We start from the raw sequence: 19,935 nt of genomic DNA on the forward strand, positions 1-19,935 counted from the left end.
CTGCCATTAAATAAAGAAAAGTACGTCATCCTGAGCATAGCGAAGGATCTCCTCAGGATGACGGTCAAGTCCTTAATTTTAATGACAGTGAATCCTTGGGGAGAAAAATATCATTTTGGAAGCGTGTCACAATTGAAATGGATATATAGAGCCCAAATTCAAAATTTGAGTTAGCTCATCCAATGCTTGCAAACTCTCGTTCATCAACTGTGGATCTGCTAGATCTGATGCCAACAATTCTGTTCTATAGTGCTTTAACACCCATTGATCCAAAATATCGAGTAATTGATTGGAAACAAGCACACTTTGGTGCATAGCACCTAGTTCCTGCTCGTTCAATGGCACTCGTAATCTCAGACAGGCTGGTCCGCCGCCATTTCTCATGCTTTGTTTGAGATCGAGATAATGCACTGAGTTTATTGGATTACCTGTATCAGCGAGCAGTTCATCAATACCTTGCTTTACTCTATGGTTATTTTGACATTCAAAAGGTGCTATTAAAATCATGCTGTTTTGATAAGGTAAGCTTATTAATTGAGAGTTGAATAAATAGGTTTCAACTGCATCTTTTACGTTTAGGGTATTCTTAGAAATTTCTAAAACGGTCAGGGGAAAATCAGCCTTACTTTTTAGAGACTGGAGCACTTGAGATTGGTTATAAAAACTTTCTTCATGCAGCAAAAATACTGATTCATTGGCAACTGAAATAACATCATTATGGAAGACGCCCAAATCCACTGCAGCAGGATTTTGATGTGCAAAAATTACCTGTTCAGGATTTAATAAGTGAGCACGAGCAATTGCTTCAGATGCTTCTCGCGTTTGTCGCGCTGGATATTTGGTGGGTTCTGTTTGAGCTATTTTAGAGCCTAATGCTTTCTTACCATAGACAAAAAGATTAATTCCTTTATCAGCATGACTTTTACAGAGACGATTATGATTCGCAGCACCTTCGTCACCGGTAACGCTAGAGTTCGGTAATACCGGATGGTGATGAAAATGACTAGGATTGGCAAAAATAAAGTGCAGCATCTTTTTGGAGAAGTCTGCTTCCTGATGGCGATGTAAATTACTCACCAGGTTTGCTGCTGTAAAATGAACTTTATTATCCAGAGTATCTGCACTTGCAGATACTGTAGCTGCATTAGCTGACCACATGCTTGATGCGGAGTAGCAGGCACTCAGCAGCTCTGGGGCTGCTTTGCTGGCTTTGATAATCTGTTCGGTTGGTGAGCCTGTAAAACCTAATTGATGAAGCATATTAAGATTAGGGCGTTGATGAGGAGGCAATAAACCTTGTTTTAAACCCATATTATGCAATAAACGCATTTTTTCTAATCCTTGCCTTGCTGCTGCTTGCGGGTTGGAAGGGCTTAGCGCATTGCTGGTTGAAGCAATATTACCGTCAGACAAACCGGCATAATGATGAGTCGGGCCGACAAGCCCATCCATATTGAGTTCATATACATTCATCTGATTTATTCCAAAACAATACCTGGTAATAATTGGGCTGGTGTTGATAATATTGGCTGTTCCATACTGGCTATAGGATAAGAACAATAATCCGCTGCGAAATACGCACTTGGCCTGTGATTCCCACTGTTTCCAACGCCACCAAAAGGCAGGCTGCTGGCAGCTCCAGTTGTGGGTCTATTCCAGTTTATTAATCCTGCCCGTATTTTTTGATAAAAGAGCTGATAGTTCTCTTCACTGTCACTTAATAATCCTGCTGCCAAACCATAACGAGTATGATTTGCTAATTCTATTGCTTCTTCAAAGTGGTTGTATCGATAAATCTGAACAAAAGGAGCGAACAGTTCTTCATCAGGAGGATTTTGAGCGCGAGTCATATCAATAATACCGGGCGATAAAAGGCCGGTGTACTCAGTAAGAAGTTTCATTGGTAATAAAGATTCTCCGCCCATATCAACCAGGTGTTTTTGGGAGTGGAGATGTTTTAACGCCTGTACATAGCTGATTACTGGCCCCATAAAGAGCTCCGGTTGATTATCGAATGGGCCTACTTTCAAAGACGTGCAAGCCTTGATAAAGCGCTTGAGAAATGCATCGCCATGATGGGAGTTCGGAATCATCACACGTCGAGCACAAGTACAGCGCTGCCCTGAAGTAATAAAGGCAGACAGGATAGTTTGATATACTGCAGCATCAATATTACTCACCTCATCTATCACTAATGGATTGTTCCCCCCCATTTCCAGGGCTAAGATTACTTCTGGTCTGTCTCCGAATTGTTGATGTATACGTTTCCCTGTAGGGTAGCTACCAGTAAAATAAACGCCCTGAATGTCTTGTGACAATAAGGTGGTACCGCAATGATAATCACCTTGCAAACAGTTGATAACTCCTGCCGGGATTCCACTGTCATGCCAACATTGCATAATCAGTTCTGCCACGGCGGGAGCCTGCTCACTCGGCTTATAGAGTATGGTATTTCCGGCGATAAGTGCAGGCACTATATGTCCATTGCTCAAATGAGCTGGAAAATTAAAGGCACCTAAAACCACGACAACCCCTTGAGGTTTAAAGCGAAGGCAGGCATTAGCTTCTGCTGTAATGGTTTGTTTTTCACCTGTTCGTTCTAGATATGCTTGAATTGACAGATTTATTTTGCCAATGACTGCTGTGACTTCAGTTTGAGATTCCCATAACGGTTTTCCGGTTTCTTGGCTAATTAACAGAGCCAGTTGGGAGCGTTTTTTTTCAATCTGTTGGGCAAAGTTTCTAGCGTACTGAGCTCGTTGTTCAAAGCTGGTGTCTGACCAGCTCAACAATGCTTGATGTGCAGCATGATTTGCTGCTCCAATTTCATCTGCAGTTGCATTACTGCCTTGCCAAAGCAAAGTGCCATATGCTGGATTGATGGATTCCAGAGTCGTTCCTTTTCCTTTGACCCATAAGCCATTGATATACTGTCCTTTGCTTTGCATGATGGGGGTATTAGACATCGTTATTCCTTATAACATTACAGTGTAAGCGCTTCGTTGATTCGTATGGGTGAGATACGTAGACTGTCACCGCATTTTACCTGGAGCAAGTTCGCTGCTGCTTTACTGATAATGCAGGTATTCTCTTGTTCATTAAATACGGCATAGTTAATGGTTGCTCGAAAATCCATATGCGTATTGGCTAATAAATATTCATTGCTGCTTACTTCATCGCTAATGCTTTTAATCACCATCATGCGGCTTAAAGCAATAGTTTTTATTTCTTGCAAGGGGGCTTCTATGGTTGGACCGCCATCAAAAATATCGATGTAGTTGTTATAGCGAAATCCTTCTTTTAATAAGATGTTCATGGCTGGGGCTGTTGACTGATGAGGTTTTCCAATAACCGATTGAGTTTCAGAAGAGAGTAATTTCACATAAATTGGATTACGTGGCATCAGATCAGCAATAAATTGTTTATTCGTAGCTAAAGTAAGGCGATCTGCCTCAAAAAATGGCATATGAAAAAAATGAGCGCCAATATTTTCCCAAAATGGGGAGCGTCCTTGTTCATCAGAAATACCGCGCATTTCAGCGATAACCAATCTTCCAAAACGAGAAGGATTATGCGCCATGAATAAGAAACGTCCTTTGGATAACAATAAACCATTATTATTTTTTCTATATTCGGGAGCAAGAAACAAAGTGCATATCTCAGTACGTCCTTGGTTATCATTGACCAGACTCAATACTTCATAATCACTTCTTATGCCTAGTGAATGGCATACTCTGGTACGTTTTGATACTTTGTATGAATAAAATGGAGAGTCATGTCCTGTTTTAGCCTCTATGGCCGAGGTGCCGATAATTTTTTTATCGTCCAAATCTTCCAATACAAAAAAATAATATTCACTACCTGGTTGAGTGACCTTTTTTTTATAGGAATCACAAGACCAATCAAGTCTTTTTTTGAGTAATTCTTTATCTTTCGGCAGAGTAGTCATTCCTATGCCGCTTTTCTCTGCCAGTTGGTGAATGGCGTCCAAATCCGATTCACGTACACTGCGAAATAGCATCATTTTTTTAGATCCTCTAGACCGCCTTGCGCCAGATCAGTCAATAGTAAGGCACTAAGTGCGGCACGCTCTGATAAACTATCCAGCAATATATATTCCTCAGAGCTGTGAATATTTCCTCCTCTCACGCCCAAGGTATCAATAACTGCCAATCCGTGGTGTGCCAGATTATTTCCATCACAGCAACCGCCGCTGTCTTTCCAGTCTATAGATAAACCCAGTTCTTTTCCAATACTTTGAACACGATGAAAGAGCCGCTCTGTAGCTGCACAAACTCGCTTTACTGGTCTGCCAAAGCCCCCATGAACTGTTAATGAGTAATCAGGGCGCTTTAACCCCAACATGATTTTATCAAGGGCTTCTCTGACCCAAAATTGATCTTCAGCAAGGCTAATGCGTATATCAAGCTGGGCTACAGCTTTATCGGGCACGACATTAAGAGCTTCTCCGCCTGCTATTTTACCGACATTAATGGTCACGCCATCACGTTGTCCATTTAAGGCATGAATAGCCGTTACTGCTTCAGCCAGATAGCAAATAGCATTTCGTCCTTCATCGAAGGCTCTACCTGCATGTGCTGCTTTTCCTGTGGCGACAAGAGTTAATTTCCCACTGCCTTTGCGATTCTTGGCTAAAGTTCCTGTGGCTGTCATCGCGGGTTCATAGACTAAAGCCGCTTGATAGTTTGGCGCTAATTCATCAAAAAGGATGCTGGATGCTGGCGAACCGATTTCTTCATCAGAATTAATTAATACATCCCAACCCATTTCAGAAGCCATGTCTGATTGTTCAAAAGCAGCTAATGCATGCAGCATGACAATCAAGCCGCCTTTCATATCGGCTACTCCAGGGCCATTTACGTAATTGTCGTTAATGTAGGTTAATTTTTGAAAAGAATTATTTGCCGCATACACCGTATCCATATGACCACTAAGAAGAATTCGACGTTTTAAGTGAGGGCGTTTGCTGATAAAAAGGGCATCACCACAATGCTGGGTTGTTGTGTTTCCACTCATATTTATAACAGATAGTGCTTGTAACTTTTTGCGCTCGACAGAGTCGGCAATTGGTTGAAATGCTGTGTGCAAGGTGCTAGCCATGACAGCAAGCCCTTCAATATTAGTCGTCCCCGAATTAATGTTACAAAACTGATGGAGCTGTTCTACCATAGTGTTTTGGTTGGATTTTACAGTATTGATCAGCTCTTTATATGATTTAACCATGGCTTGTACTCTAAAACTAAAGTTGAAACAATAGCTTAATTATCGATCTGGAGTCAATCCGAGGATGACATACATGGTGTGTGTCGGGCCAGTTTTGCCGCGCTTCTTCACTGTTTTTTTTGAACGAGCTGGCACTATTAGCAATCAAAGTACTTATTTGAGACAAAAATAGTTTTAATCCGTATTGTTTTTGCAAATATATTGTTTTCTATGATATATTTCATTCACTTTTAGCTTTTTTGATTAATTTTATACCAAAAAACGAAAGAATTTCTGTAAAATTACGAGCAGAAGCTGACTAAAACATTGAGTTGTTCTTTAGCTTCTAATCCTGATTATAGTGACATTAGGCCTTTGGGCCGCGCATCCTGTGGACATACTCAATGGAAATCAAAGTAAATTTTCTCGATAATTTAAGACTCGAAGCCAAATTTGATGACTTTAGCATCATCTCCGATCAGCCTATTCGCTATAAAGGTGATGGCTCAGCTCCAAGTCCTTTTGATTATTTTTTGGCATCATCGGCTCTTTGTGCTGCTTATTTTGTCAAGGTGTATTGCAAAGCTCGTGATATTTCCACTGAGAACATCCGATTATCGCAAAACAATATTGTTGATCCGGAAGACCGCTATAATCAGATTTTTCAACTTCAGGTTGAGCTGCCTGATGATATTTCAGACAAAGACCGAGAAGGTATTTTACGTTCGATAGAGCGTTGTACCGTAAAAAAAGTAGTGCAAACTGGCCCTGAATTTAAAATAGAAACCGTTGACAATCTGGATGCTGATGCCAATGCCATGTTGATGGGGCAGCTGGAAGACGAACAGAATACTTGTATTCTTGGTAAAGACTTGCCGTTGGAACAAACCATTAAAAACATAACCGGCATGTTGGCCGATCTTGGTATGAAAATAGAAATATCTTCATGGCGTAACATAGTACCTAATGTATGGTCTTTACATATTCGTGATGCTGCCTCGCCCATGTGTTTTACTAACGGGAAAGGTGCTACTAAAGAAAGTGCATTGTGCTCAGCATTAGGCGAATTTATTGAGCGTTTGAGTAATAATTTTTTCTACAATGATCAATTCTTTGGTCAAGAGATAGCCAACAGCGAATTTGTTCATTATCCCAATGAAAAGTGGTTTGCATTAGAGGGAGAAGAATTGCCTGAGGGCATTTTGGACGACTATTGTCTGGATATTTATAACCCGGACGAAGAATTACAGGGATCTCATCTGATTGATACCAACTCGGGAAATAAAGAGCGTGGTATTTGTGCTATTCCTTATACGCGTAAGTCTGATGGTGAGACAGTATATTTCCCATCGAATCTGATTGAAAATTTATTTTTAAGTAATGGCATGAGTGCGGGTAACAATATCCATGAAGCCTATGTACAGTGCTTATCTGAAATTTTTGAACGCGCTGTTAAACGGCAAATCATTGAACAAGAACTTGTTCTGCCTGATGTGCCTATGAGCGTGCTTGAAAAGTATCCTGGTATTTTGGCGGGCATTAAAGGCCTGGAAGAGCAAGGCTTTCCAATTGTAGTGAAAGATGCCTCCTTGGGTGGGCAGTTTCCTGTTATGTGCGTTACTCTGATGAATCCACGAACTGGTGGGGTCTTAGCTTCTTTTGGTGCCCACCCAAGTTTTGAAGTAGCATTAGAACGTTGTCTTACCGAACTGCTGCAGGGTCGTAGCTTTGAAGGCTTAAATGATGTACCCAAGCCAACCTTTAATAGTATGGCTGTTACTGAGCCAGAAAACTTCGTTGAACACTTTATTGACTCTACAGGGGTGATTTCCTGGCGCTTCTTTAGCAGTAAATACGACTATGAATTCTGTGAATGGGACTTTTCTGGTAGCAGCGAAGAAGAGGCTGACAAGCTATTTGGTATCCTGGTAGCTATGGGTAAAGAAGTGTATGTTGCCGATCTAACCGATTTAGACGCTTCGGCTTGCCGTATTCTTGTGCCTGATTATTCAGAAGTTTATCCGGTAGACGATCTTGTTTGGGATAATACGAACAAAGCGCTGGATTATCGTGAAGATATTTTAAATCTGCATTCATTAAGCGATAAAGCACTAAGCAACCTGGTTAATCGTTTAGACGAAAGCCAATTAGATAACTACAGCGATATTCGTACTTTGATTGGTATCGTGTTCGATGAAAATACAGTCTGGGGAAAACTCACTATTATTGAGCTTAAGATCCTTATTCATCTAGCGCTGGGTGCCCATGAAGAAGCTCTCGAGCTAGTCGGTGAACTATTGCAATTTAATGACAATACAGTTCAACGTGGTCTGTTTTATCAAGCAGTGCATGCAGTGCTGGAAGTTACTCTGGATGAAGAGCTGGAGCTTGAACATTTTATCCAAAGCTTCAATCGCATGTTTGGTGTCGATGTGATGGATCAGGTGGTTGGTTCCGTCACAGGGAGCGTACGTTTTTACGGTCTGACTAAAACCAGTATGGCTCTTGAAGGTATCGAGCCTCATTTACGATTAATTGAAAGTTATAAGAAATTACATCGCGCGCGTAAAATAAGAGCAGAGTTATCTCATCTCCATCTGGTACAACAACATGGATGAGACTACGGCATTCCATGAGTATGTCATCGCGAAACCGTTTAAGTCCTGAAGAAAAAAAGATATCAATGAGGCTTATACAGTCAGAAAATGCACGATATCCGATTTTTTTTACACTATCAGGAATAGTGAGATGAACGAGGCTTGTGCATCCCATGAATGCCTCGGCTTCAATCCGTTCAAGGTCTGGAGGCAGAGCTATGCTAACAAGACTCTTGCATCCACAAAATGCATGATACGGGATTATCTTAAGCCCAAATATGGTAACATGAGAAAGATTTGCGCAATCCATACATACCTCACTCCCAATATATTTAATTGCTGGAGGGATGTCTAGGTGAGTCATCTCTGTACAATACATAAATGCTCTTTTTGCAATCTCCTTAACTTGAGGAGGAAACTTAAATCTCCCGTTAGTTAAATCATCATTGGTAACGCGCACTAAAACAGTTCCATCAATCCACATGTAATTATCTCTATACAATGGTTAAATCAGAATTCTATAGTAATTCGATACAATGGCACCAGGGCGTGTTGACAATTGCTCTCCATCGCTAATCAGAAACGAAATCAACAACAAATCCAGAGTTTTAGCTGATGGGACTGTAGAACACTTTGTCTGTTTGAATTGTGACTTCCTCTAAACAATGATCACTTTTTTTTGTGCAGCCAACCTTCGATGTACGTTAGTGTTTCTTCAATCGTTGTAATGGTTTGATGATAAAGCGCTTCAAATAAATCGCGTTCTCCTGATTTCCAATAGCGTTCAAGATACTGGCATGAATACTTCAATCGGATTGTTCCGACATATACTGCGCCTCCCTTGATTTTATGAGCAGTTTTTTCAATTAATGGAAAATTATGAGCGGTATAAGCACGTTTCATTAATGCCAGGTCATCAGCCAGGGACGTGATCATTAATGCGAGGAGCTGTTGTACCATTTCAAGAGAACCGCAGTTTTTTAAAGCCTCGTCAGTGTCTAAAAGGGAAAAGTGGTTCAATTGAAATAATTCTTCATCGGTATCGGGTAAATCCTTTCGTGTCGAAACAAATGCAGTATTTGCATAACTACTACGAGAAGGAATAAATGAATGCAGGATATCCGTGGCATGAGCTTGAGTTAACGGTTTGGTCAATACGGCATCCATTCCAGCCTCAATACATCGTTGTTTACTTTCATCCGCACCATGGGCTGTGAGAGCAATAATCGGGATGTGGGGCGTGGTTTGCAAATTTTCTCTTATGTATTGGGTGACTTCATAACCATCCAAACCATCACCTAATCCTATATCCATAAAGATAAGATCATAATGATGCTGTTCGCATAATTTTACAGCCTCAGCTCCCGATGAAGCGACATCAACCCGACAATCCATGGACGTGAGAATCGCTTTTGCGACTGTTTGGGCAATGAAGTTATCTTCAACCACCAGGATATGGCTTAATATTTTTGTATTTGCTTGTATGGTATGGTTTTGGTGGTTTAATGGAACCATCAGCGCAGTTGGAATTTTTAACTCATCAGATGAATCAACTCCTGTGTCATTATCAAGAAGGGGAATTTGAAGAGGAATAAGACAAGTAAATACAGTGCCTTTTCTGAGCTCGCTGTCTACGTATATTTCACCACCCAATTCATCAATGAATTGTTTTACAACGTACAGTCCTAATCCTGCTCCTTTATAGATACCTTGATAGGATGGAGTTAATCGTTTGAATTGTACGTAAATATCTTGTTGTTTGTCTTTAGGTATTCCCATTCCTGTATCGGCTACTATCAGTCGTAGAATTAATGATTGCTGTTCTGTCTTGGCTGATTCTATACGGATGGTAACTTGTCCTGAATCGGTAAAATTGAGTGCATTACCGACTAATTCTAGTACAATTCTATGAAGACGAACTCTGTCGCCTATGACAAACTGCGGCAATTCAGGATCATAATTATACGATAAAGCTAATTTCTTTTCTGCAGCTTTAGCAGAATAGAGTTTGGTCACGTGTTCAAAGATGTTCGCCAAATTAAATTTTTTCTTTAAAAGTGGGATTTCGCCAGAGCTCACTTTGATAGCATCTAATACCTCGTCCATTAAATCCAGCAACGCATTGCTTGATGCGATTAAATTTTCTGCATATTCTTTTATTCGTGGGTCAGTTGTTTCTGATTTCAAAATTTCACTAAATCCTACAATACCAGAGAGAGGGGTTCTGATGTCATGACGCATATTAGCAAGAAATTCTGTTTTAGCCTGGTTTGCTAACTCTGCCCGTTCTTTTGCGTGTTTTAAATCCATTAGCAGTTGTTTTTGTTCTGTAATATCTACAGAGATCCCCACTATGCCAATTACGTTTTGGCCGTCATCAAATAGTGGTACGCGACTTGTTGAATAATAGCTTAGTGTGCCATCTGGATTGAGAATAGGGGGATCTTCACTATTGAGTTTGGGTTTTCTGGAGGACATAACTTCCTGGTCATCATGTTTATAAAGCTGTGCATGTCCTTGAGCCCATCCTGCGATTTTCCCCATATGTTCGTAAGTTATTCCAACGAAGTCTTCCGGTTTTTCAAGGCCAACAAACTTCAGTACGTTGGCATTGCATCCTTGAGTAATGCAATTTTTGTCCAGCCAAAATACGTTATTAGGCATACAACTGATGATTTTTTGATAATAGTCGTGAACCTCTTTAATGGTTTTCATTTTTGCAATAACCGAGGGTAATGAACACTCATTAGGTGGTTTGGATGAGGAGTTGTCCTTGGCGTTATTGCTCAATTGAGTTTCCTTTTTTAAGTGATTCATCATCATTATATATTAATTTTTGACAGGTGATCCTGTAACTGGTTGGATAAGACCTCAACATGAGGCTCCTGGAACATGGTTTCATGAGTGCCCGGTACAATAAATCGAATAATTTCATTATTAGAAAATTGCTCCCAATGATTAAGCGGTGCATCAATTTCTGCAAAGGCAGGCAATAGATCTTGTGATTTAAATAAAGCCATAGGGGATTCAATGAGTTGCAGTTTAAACTTCCACAGCAGATTCAGGCGGAACCATTGAATATCCAGTAAGATTTCAGGTGCAGGTAAGCCGTATTTTTTAAAATCACTTATGAGCTCGGCGTGTTGGCGTGCCATAGAGGCTTTAAAATAATGATCGTCTAACAGTGTATTAGGATAAACCCCCCATCCATCGAGCACAATAAGTGAGGCAACTTGTTCTTTTTGAGCCTTGAGGTCATGAGCTATTTGTGCAGCGACAGTGGCTCCAAATGATGCCCCACCAAACAAATAAGGTCCGGTAGGCTGAATGGATTTGATGTGTTTTAAATAAAAGGATGCCATTTCTTCTATAGAGTTTAATACGGGTTGTTCCAAATCGATGCCAGGATCTTGAATTCCGTAGATTGGGCGTTGTTTACCTAAAGCACGCGCTAATTTGGTAAACCAGAAAATGGTGCCGCCTATCGGATGTATCAGAAATAAAGGTGTTTTATGCCCATTAGGTTGTAAACAAATGATAGGATTGGGAATTTCCTGGTGTGACTTCATTTGTTTTGTTTGTGGAGCTTGCTTTTGCTTAATTAAATTCATTTGCTCTTTTAGCGTGGGGTGGGAGTATAAATCACGAATACGAAGAGTTACTTTAAATTGCTCTTGAATCAGGGAAATGAGTTTTAGAGCCAAAAGAGAGGCACCTCCAGCATCAAAAAAATTATCGTTTGCACTGATTTGGTTTGTTTCTAATACTTTTTGCCATAAGAGCATTAATTCATGAGTTTCTTCATTTGTGTTCGGTGCTTCTAATACGGTTTGCGTGAAATCAGGCTCTGGAAGTGCTGTGACATCTACTTTACCGTTCACAGTTAATGGAATGTCGTGAATAATAATAAAAACTCTAGGAAGCATAAAGGCTGGAAATTTGGCTTTTAAATCTTTTTTTATAGTTGCAAGATTAATGTTGGTTTGCTTCGGTTTTAGATAACATGCCAGGTAATCGTGTCCGTGTGTGTCCATTTTTTTTACTACAAAACAATCTGAAACGTCGGAATGATGAAGTACTGTTAATACCAACTCCTTGGGTTCAATGCGCACGCCATTAATTTTTACCTGATCATTATTTCTGCCCAGGTATTCAAGCATTCCTGATGCGAGCCAACGTACCCAGTCTCCTGTTTTGTAAATTAGTTTAAAACGATGAGGTTCGAAAGGATTAGGAATAAAATGTCCTTGGGTTAATGCTGCTCGTTGATGATAACCTTGTGCCAAACTTAAACTGCCAATATAAAGCTCTCCTTCTTCACCTTGTGTTGCCAGATTTCCTTGGCTATTCACCACATACAAACTGGTATTATGGATAGGGCGGCCGATGATGTTTGTATGCAGATCTTCATTGCTAGCGGTGACCTGATGCGCTGTAATGTCAATGGTAGCTTCCGTTGGTCCATATAAATTAATGAGCTGGCATCTTAACTGTTCAAAGAATAACGTTTTTATTTCGGGGCGTAGGGATTCTCCACCCACAAAAACATAACGTAATGAAGAACAGGTGCGTATTCTTTTGTTTTGCAGCATTTTTTTCAAAATAGAAGGGACCAGTTGCAAGAGAGACACCTGATATTGATTAATAAGATCAATTAGCAATTCGGGATCTACATGAGCGCCTTGCTGGGCTATTACCAATTGTGCACCCGTAAAAAAAGGTAAAAAAAGCTCCCATACGGATGGATCAAACGAGAGAGGCGTTTTTTGAAGGATGACATCTTCTGATGTCATATCGAAGCGTTGACTTATCCATAACATATGGTTTAAAAGGGCCACATGGGGGATTTGAACGCCTTTAGGCACCCCTGTGCTCCCTGAGGTATAAATCATATAAGCCAGCTCTGATGATTTGGCGCGTGAAGTAAACAGTGGTGATAAGGCGGCTAGTTCATGGGTAATTTTATCCAATACAATCAATGCTAAATCGATAGACTCCACCTGATCATTTAAATGCGATTCGGTAATGAGTAAATTTGCTTCACTGTCCTTCACCATGAATCCAATTCGTTCAAGAGGATAATGAATATCAAGAGGAACATAGCAACAACCGGTTTTTATTATTGCAATAATTGCGATGAGGGTATGAATTCCAGGCTCTAAATAGACTGCAATTTTATCTTTAGAGTGAACACCACATCCCACAAGGTAATGTGCTAACTGATTGCTTTGTTCGTGCACTTCTTTAAAAGTTTTTTTTGACTCTTTAAAATGAAGCGCAATTGCATCAGGCGTTTTTTGTGTTTGTTTTTCAATATAGGTGCATAAGGTATCTTGATGATTGAACCAAACGCTATCACCATGTCCTATATATTGGCCATCCTCTTTTATATAATTAAAAGTGCTCATGGTTTGTTAACCTATTTCCAGAGAAAATAAACCATACAGACGCTCTCTTTGATGTAGATAATCGGAATATCCAGACCCTTTAATCATCATAATTGTATCCTCTAGAGGCTCTCTGGTTGCATTAAATGCATTCAGGAGCGAAACACTCTCAGGGGTAGAGTCTGGTACATCAATAAACACTGACTCTCCTTGCGCAAACACAAACAGCTCTGCAATTAAGGCTTGGGCAATTTCTGGGGTGTCTGCGACCAAAGAACCTATACGAAATCCGCGAACACAACGACGTATCATGCCAAACCCTTTGATGATGTCATCGACCACAAAGAGTAAACCTTTAGTGTCTGGTTTGAATAACAGTTCAGAAAGTACTATTTGATTGATAACATTATTTTTTTCGTTGTATTGTTTCAGAGCTGGGATTTGTTTTTGGGTGATGGCAGTGCATTGGGAAGTATTATTACTTGAAATATTTGAGGGTAAATACCATCGCTGAATTGTCTGAACTGGAGTAAAGCCCGATTTTTTATAGCGTTCGACTTGTTGGGATACTGCATACAAGACAATGTGTGCTGCTGGATGTTCTTTATTCATTCGGGACATTGCGACATTCCAGAGTGCTTCACCTATTCCTTGTTTGCGATAGGATTTTTGAACAATAAATGGACCTAGGGTAAAAAAAGTTGGGCTGTGTTTGATTAATGAAAGAGAGGCAACCGGATTAGATTCTGTTGCGATAAAGTGACCAAAAGGATCCATCTTATAAGATGCGGCGCTGTCATAAAGCCCAATATTCCAGCCCTCATCAATGCACCATTGATTAACTATATTAAAATCAGTTGCCTGCATTAGGCCGATTGTTATAATTTTACCGCCGACTTCAATTGAGGAACTATTCATCTTCTGATCCAATATATCTGTTTTGTTCAAATTTAAATGCCGCTATCATAATGATGTCTTTTATTTAGTCAATTAAATTTCATAATTTGTCTGATTCTAGATAATTTTGACGTTTCAAGTTATTGAGATAGTGCATATTTATTCACTCTTAAAATATTTTTATACATTGTTTATAATAGAATCTAATATTGGAATTTTGTATCGAGATTGAAATGTTTGTTATGCTGGCGTGTTATCCCGGATGACCGATTGTTACAACAGGTAAATCTGTCCACTTGGTTGTATATGCTGGTGATTTTAGGTCTGATTTCATTGCCCACACTTTTGTATAACCTTCGGCTGCCAGTTTGATGGAGTGGCGTCCATATTTAAGATTAATTGCATCCAGTATGGTCATTACTTGTTCTGCTTTTTCGGAACGTTGATCAGGCTGATGAAATATATCTAACTGATGGTGGTCTTTACTGCTCAGCTCTCCCAACCAAACGCCTACTTTTTTATAGTGCAAGCCGGTTTTATATATTTTCTGCAAACATTTTTTAGCATGATGGGTAATCAAGCGTAAATCATCTGTTGGATAGGGCAGGGCTATTGTTGCTGATTGGTTATACTGCGTTAAATCTTCTCTAAAACGATTCGTTTTTATAAAGACATAGATTGATTGGGTAAGTGAGCGTTGTTGGCGTAATTTTTTATAAACATTGGCGCAATGCGCACTAACTGCTTGTGCAATGGAATCAAATTCTGTCTGCATGTTACCAAAGGAACGAGAAGACAAAATAGATTGCTTCGATTCATTCTCTAAAATATTTGAACAAGATACTCCTTGTAACTCCATTGCCGTACGCATCATTATTACATTATATTGTTTCTTTAATACATGAGGATTCATGTTTGCTAAATCATGGGCAGTATAAATGCCTTGTTGCATTAATTTTTTATGCCATTGGCGCCCAATTCCCCATACATCTCCCACACTAATGTTTCTTAGCCAATGCTGCTGTTCATTGATATTAAAAATAGGAACTTTAAGTTCTTTTTTACAAAGGTAGTTTGCCGCTTTTGCAAGGGTTTTGGTTTGTCCTATGCCTATTGACGTAGGAATACCTGTATATTTTAAAATTTTTTGCTGTAATTCGATGCAGAATGATTCGCGCAAGTGGGCAGGCATTGTACCTAAATCAAGAAATGCTTCATCAATAGAGTAAATTTCAACATGATCCCAAGCTTCTTCAAGTACTGAGATAATTCGTTGAGAGATATCTCTATAAAGGGTGTAATTTGAAGAAAAGACATGAATATTATGGTGTTTACAAAAATTTTTAACCCTAAAGAAAGGTTCCCCCATTTTTATGCCTAAGGTTTTTGCTTCATTTGAGCGTGAAATAATAGCTCCATCGTTATTACTCAATATTATTAATGGTTTGTTGTGTAGATCCGGTCTAAAGAGTCGCTCACAACTTGCAAAAAAATTGTTACAATCGATTAAGGCATACATTGTTTTAGACATCTTTCATAATATGTTTCACTACGCCCCAAATAACTAAATCATGTTCCTCGGTAATATCAATAGGCTTGTATTTAGGACTTTCGGGAAGGAGCTGTATTCGACCACCTATTTTGGATAAACGCTTGACAGTTAATTCACCATTAAGTGCTGCAATGACAATTTTTCCATGAGTTGCTTCTATACTTCTGTCAACAATTAACATATCACCCTCATCAATGTGGGCATTCGTCATTGAATCTCCTGACGCAACAACAAAGAAGGTTGCTGCTGGTGTTTGAATGTATCGTTCATTTAAATCTAAATAGGCCTCGACATAATCATCTCCAGGAGAGGGGAATCCTGCTCGGACTTTGCTTGAATATAAAGGGACTCTATAACTCAATCCCATATCTAAAAACGATAAAACTTCTTCAACACGAGAATAGGGAATACGAACCAGTTTGGTTGTCTCATTATATTTGCCACCTTTAGGACGTCCTGCTCCTGGTCTTTTTCCGCCTTTAGTCATTGAAATACTCGATATGATTTTTGTTACAAAAATCAATATTAAGTTTAAATTAGAGTGTTGTAAACTCAAAAATTTATATTAAGGTAGCAATCGTTCACGTTCTTTTTTTATTTTTAACGTGATATCAAGGTAGTTACGAAAAATTGCAGGTTACTTTTGAATATATGTTCATGTCATTCCGAAAATGGCCAGAATTTTAAGAAATTTTGTGCTTCTGAACAAATCTAATATGTCTTTGATATTGAATTATTTTGAATAAACCAACACAATGCATGGTGTTTTTGTATTAAACTATCTAAAAGGATTTAATTTATGATTTATAAGGAATTTTTTCGCGCCTATTGTTGTATAGTCCCCTTGACTCTGAGCTCAGCAACTCTTTTTTCAGCTTCATTGCCCTGGCATGAACATCTGGAGATTTCTGGAAATTTTGGTGCTGCGAAACAAAGTATGAGCAGTTCTACTTTTATTGTAACGGAAACTGAAACAGATAATTTACGTCAAACAAATAATCCAATGATCGGCGCATTCGGCTTTGGCGTCTCTTATCTCTTTCCCTTAAAAGAAAAAACAAAATGGTTTTCTGAAGGCAGGGTAGGCTTAAATTATCGTTATCTGAGCAATAAGTTATGGAACAATCTTGTTGAAGGACAAATTGAGCAATATCAAGACCCACGTATGGCTAATTATACCTACCAAATGTCTCTGGTTAACCAACGTTTAATGATGGATTTATCTTTGACTTTTTGGGAGCGTGAGCGGGCTTCTCTTTTTGTTATTGGTGGATTAGGTTATGGTTGGAATAAACTACATTACTCTGATTATCCCAATCCAGGAATTGAAGAAGGGAATTTAACTTTAAATACTTCCAGAACCAATAGGTTTACCAGCGAAGTGGGAGTGGGGGCATTTTATCAATGTTCAGAACAACTGAAGATTTCTGTTCAATATCTTTATAGCTATTTTGGCAACATAGCCACTGGTAGCTATGGGTATTTGAATGGAGATGCAACAGTGATTTACCCTGCTCATTTTAAACTGGACACGAATGCCGTTTTATTGGGATTACATTTGGCTCTTTAATGAATTTATTTTAAGGTATAAACAATGATCAAATATATGGACATCAATTCTCTTTCTGAAAAACAATTTCCAACCCGTAAAAAGTGGGTGGATCAGTTTGTTCATGCAAAAACGAGGTTCAAAGCTTCTGTTCATCTAGGTTTGGGCCTTGGTCTTTATCTGGTGTCCCATGCTGCTTCAGCAGGAGTACTTCCCCTTGAGTTTACATCAGTACCCCAGGTAACTGATATGGCAATAGGTCAGAAGCAAACGTTGACCTATACTATTCATAATCAGGTGGCTACCCGCAGCTTACCTATACGCAGCATTCGTGTTTTAAATGCTGGCGATCAACAGAACGATAACTCTGTTGTGGCGACCCAAACAACATGTGGCAGCTTGTTGCCACCTAATGGATCTTGCACTATTACCGTTACTCTCAGTCAACTGCAATCAGGAACAATAAATCGTATTTTAAGCATTGATTACAATGGCCGAGCGCCATTAACTACTCCAATTAGATCCACTATTGCTAATGCTGATTATACCGTTTTAGTTTACATCGTAGGTTCTGATCTTGAGTCTGATGGAGGGCAGGCTACCTTTAATATTGAACAAATGATGGAAGTGGGTTCCTCCAGTAAGATGAATATTGTTTTAGAGACCGGAGGAGCGCGCGCTCCGGGCTGGAGGACGGTACAAAGAAAAGTAGTTTATCCGGGGCAGGTTTCTGTAGTTGACGATTTAGGTTTACTTAATATGAGTCTGACAGATACCATTGAAGACTTTGTACAGTGGGGGGTGACATCTTTCCCAGCGCAAAAATACATTTTAATCTATTGGGATCATGGTGGTGGACCTAACGGTGGTTTTGGTGGTGATGAACTATTCCAAAATGCTTCTACTCCTATTAATCAATTGTCTGCAGTGGCTCAGAATATTTATACCAAGATGGGAACCCATTTTGAGTTGATTGGTTTTGATGCCTGCTTTTTAGGTAATGCAGAGACTTACGCCGGCTTATATCCTTACACGAATTATTTGATTGGTTCTGAGGACTTAGAGCCCGGAAACGGTTGGCAATATAATACCTTTTTAAGTTTTATCCAGCAAAAACCTACCGCCTCAGGCTTGGATATCGGGATAAATATAGCCAACGGTTTTACGGAGCAGAATAAAGACGACTCTACCACATTGTCTGTAGTCGATGCTTCGGCTATGCCTAATGTGCTGTCTGCCATAAATGCTTTTGCGGATGCATTAAAGCCTCACACCAATGATGTTTCTAATTGGATCAGCATTGCTGCAAGCCGTTTAAAGGCACCTGATTATTCAACGTCAGTTTGGGATAATAAAAGCAGGGATCTGGTTGATCTTGTTGAGTTTGCTAAACTGGTTCAGGCCCAATTTGCCTCTGATATGCCGTTATATTTTGCTTCAGGAGACTTGATTGTGGCGGTGAACGAAGCTGTTAAATACACGAAAAACAGTGAGAATCGCCAGGCATCTCATGGTTTAAGTGCTTATTTTCCCTCTATTCTTCCACAATATATAACCTCTTATCCTCAAACCACAGTGCTTAATGGCAATCAGTTTTTCTCTCTGCCTTACATGCAATTAGTTACAAGCTATCATGATTTTTACAGTGCTAATACAAACAGTTTAGAGACCACTATTTCTAATATGATGCTTACTGGAACTACCTATTCTGCTGATCTTAGCAGTTATTACGATCAGGCATTTGCGGCAGTTGGAAATGAAGCTTGTGATAATGTGTATTCACGAGGTCACAAAATATCCTCTACTCCGTGTTACAGCTCTATTTCTATCTTGCCTTTATCATCGTTTCCTCCTGAACCACCTCTAGCTTCTATAAGTTTTATAAACAGTGATTCCTGGCCTTTAGTAAATGGTACGCCAGTATTTTTAATTCCTGATATCTATCCTAACCTCCCAAACGAGGAAAATTATTTAATTCCAGTGATGAAAATGGATGGGAGTGTTGGTTATTTGTTTGCTTTAATTGAAAATAATGAGTACGTGGTTAGAGGGTTTCAGCCTGAAGTTGGTAGTTCAAATACTCAAGGTAAACTGGAGGCTATCAGCGAGGGAGAGCAGTTTTATCTGCGCACGTTCGCTCAAGATCCCAATGAGTTTAATAACTGGGCATTATTAAGAACGGATACTTCAATATCAGCTCCATTTACGATTTCTTTTGGAGCTCTTCCTGCCTCATTACCTGCATTTAATTCGTTTCGATTTTTGGTGGCTGATTTAACTGGGAGACTGGCTGTTTCTGATCCTGAAACATTTTAATCAGCAACCAGATTATCTTCATTTATGTCTATCTCATTCAAGAGCCTATTATGTACGTAGGCTCTGTTTTCTCTAATTAAATCGTTCATCGCCGTCAGTACTTCATTGATGGATATCAACGCCATTAGGTCATTGTCATCAGAAGAGTGTGAATCTGGTCTTGGTTTGTAGATATAAGAGCAGTGTAAACCCCAGGGTCTGAATTTTTTAGGTAGGGAGTTTGGACCAAATAAGCCCAGTGTTGGTGTCTGAACCGCTGCTGCCATATGCATCAAACCAGAGTCATTGCCAAGAAACATGGTGGAATTTTTTAAATAGGCTGCAGCTAATTGCAGATCACAACCAACAGCATCAATTAGGCGATGATCAGGCACTGACTTAAGTAATGGAGTAATATAATCTCGTTCGCTATTA

13 protein-coding genes and 1 pseudogene are annotated in these 19,935 nt (G+C 39.5%); 3 read left to right on the forward strand and 11 right to left on the reverse strand.

What is annotated here, in order from left to right; genetic code table 11:
* Positions 1 to 126: 126 nt before the first annotated feature.
* The 4 genes from astB to Q0495_RS02525 are packed head-to-tail and all read right to left on the reverse strand — an operon-like array spanning position 127 to position 5,244.
* Positions 127 to 1,473: an N-succinylarginine dihydrolase gene (astB, locus tag Q0495_RS02510; RefSeq protein ID WP_298622687.1), complete on the reverse strand. Its 1,347-nt coding sequence runs from the start codon at positions 1,471 to 1,473 to the stop codon at positions 127 to 129.
* 5 nt (positions 1,474 to 1,478) lie between these two features.
* Positions 1,479 to 2,966 (reverse strand): succinylglutamate-semialdehyde dehydrogenase, encoded by a 1,488-nt coding sequence (astD, locus tag Q0495_RS02515; RefSeq protein ID WP_298622689.1) that lies wholly within the window; start codon positions 2,964 to 2,966, stop codon positions 1,479 to 1,481.
* Positions 2,967 to 2,983: 17 nt separating this feature from the next.
* On the reverse strand, positions 2,984 to 4,024 hold the full coding sequence (gene astA / locus Q0495_RS02520; protein ID WP_298622691.1) for an arginine N-succinyltransferase: 1,041 nt from the start codon (positions 4,022 to 4,024) through the stop codon (positions 2,984 to 2,986).
* Positions 4,021 to 5,244, reverse strand: a complete 1,224-nt coding sequence (locus Q0495_RS02525) for a hydrolase (protein WP_298622693.1) — start codon at positions 5,242 to 5,244, stop codon at positions 4,021 to 4,023. The genes astA and Q0495_RS02525 overlap by 4 nt, the downstream gene beginning before the upstream one ends.
* Positions 5,245 to 5,627: 383 nt before the next feature.
* On the opposite strand from Q0495_RS02525, the gene Q0495_RS02530 reads away from it, so the two are divergent.
* Positions 5,628 to 7,841: an OsmC domain/YcaO domain-containing protein gene (locus Q0495_RS02530; protein ID WP_298622695.1), complete on the forward strand. Its 2,214-nt coding sequence runs from the start codon at positions 5,628 to 5,630 to the stop codon at positions 7,839 to 7,841.
* A gap of 10 nt (positions 7,842 to 7,851) precedes the next feature.
* On the opposite strand, the pseudogene Q0495_RS16785 reads toward Q0495_RS02530, so the two are convergent.
* The 6 genes and pseudogenes from Q0495_RS16785 to Q0495_RS02555 form a co-directional block, all read right to left on the reverse strand.
* A pseudogene (locus Q0495_RS16785) lies at positions 7,852 to 8,304 on the reverse strand (leucine-rich repeat domain-containing protein); the annotation flags it as partial.
* Between the two features lie 185 nt (positions 8,305 to 8,489).
* Complete coding sequence (locus Q0495_RS02535) at positions 8,490 to 10,610, reverse strand: PAS domain-containing sensor histidine kinase (protein WP_298622697.1); 2,121 nt, start codon at positions 10,608 to 10,610, stop codon at positions 8,490 to 8,492.
* 32 nt (positions 10,611 to 10,642) lie between these two features.
* Positions 10,643 to 13,228 (reverse strand): amino acid adenylation domain-containing protein, encoded by a 2,586-nt coding sequence (locus tag Q0495_RS02540; RefSeq protein ID WP_298622699.1) that lies wholly within the window; start codon positions 13,226 to 13,228, stop codon positions 10,643 to 10,645.
* Positions 13,229 to 13,234: 6 nt separating this feature from the next.
* Positions 13,235 to 14,125 carry a GNAT family N-acetyltransferase gene (locus Q0495_RS02545; protein ID WP_298622701.1) on the reverse strand — a complete coding sequence of 297 codons (891 nt, stop codon included), beginning with the start codon at positions 14,123 to 14,125 and terminating at the stop codon, positions 13,235 to 13,237.
* Between the two features lie 232 nt (positions 14,126 to 14,357).
* Complete coding sequence (locus Q0495_RS02550; RefSeq protein WP_298622710.1) at positions 14,358 to 15,623, reverse strand: Y-family DNA polymerase; 1,266 nt, start codon at positions 15,621 to 15,623, stop codon at positions 14,358 to 14,360.
* Between the two features lie 4 nt (positions 15,624 to 15,627).
* Positions 15,628 to 16,143, reverse strand: coding sequence for a LexA family transcriptional regulator (locus tag Q0495_RS02555; RefSeq protein WP_298622703.1), 516 nt, complete (start codon positions 16,141 to 16,143; stop codon positions 15,628 to 15,630).
* Positions 16,144 to 16,455: 312 nt separating this feature from the next.
* On the opposite strand from Q0495_RS02555, the gene Q0495_RS02560 reads away from it, so the two are divergent.
* Both Q0495_RS02560 and Q0495_RS02565 read left to right on the forward strand, forming a co-directional pair.
* Complete coding sequence (locus Q0495_RS02560; RefSeq protein WP_298622704.1) at positions 16,456 to 17,226, forward strand: outer membrane protein; 771 nt, start codon at positions 16,456 to 16,458, stop codon at positions 17,224 to 17,226.
* Between the two features lie 24 nt (positions 17,227 to 17,250).
* Entirely contained in the window at positions 17,251 to 19,521 is a 2,271-nt protein-coding gene (locus Q0495_RS02565) for a clostripain-related cysteine peptidase (RefSeq protein ID WP_298622706.1), read from the forward strand.
* Here Q0495_RS02565 and Q0495_RS02570 read toward each other — a convergent pair.
* A partial coding sequence (locus tag Q0495_RS02570) for a glycosyltransferase family 9 protein (protein WP_298622708.1) occupies positions 19,518 to 19,935 on the reverse strand: 418 nt, incomplete at its 5' end. The two genes, Q0495_RS02565 and Q0495_RS02570, sit on opposite strands and share 4 nt — an antisense overlap.

The organism is uncultured Legionella sp., assembly GCF_937871865.1.
Lineage (GTDB): Bacteria > Pseudomonadota > Gammaproteobacteria > Legionellales > Legionellaceae > Legionella.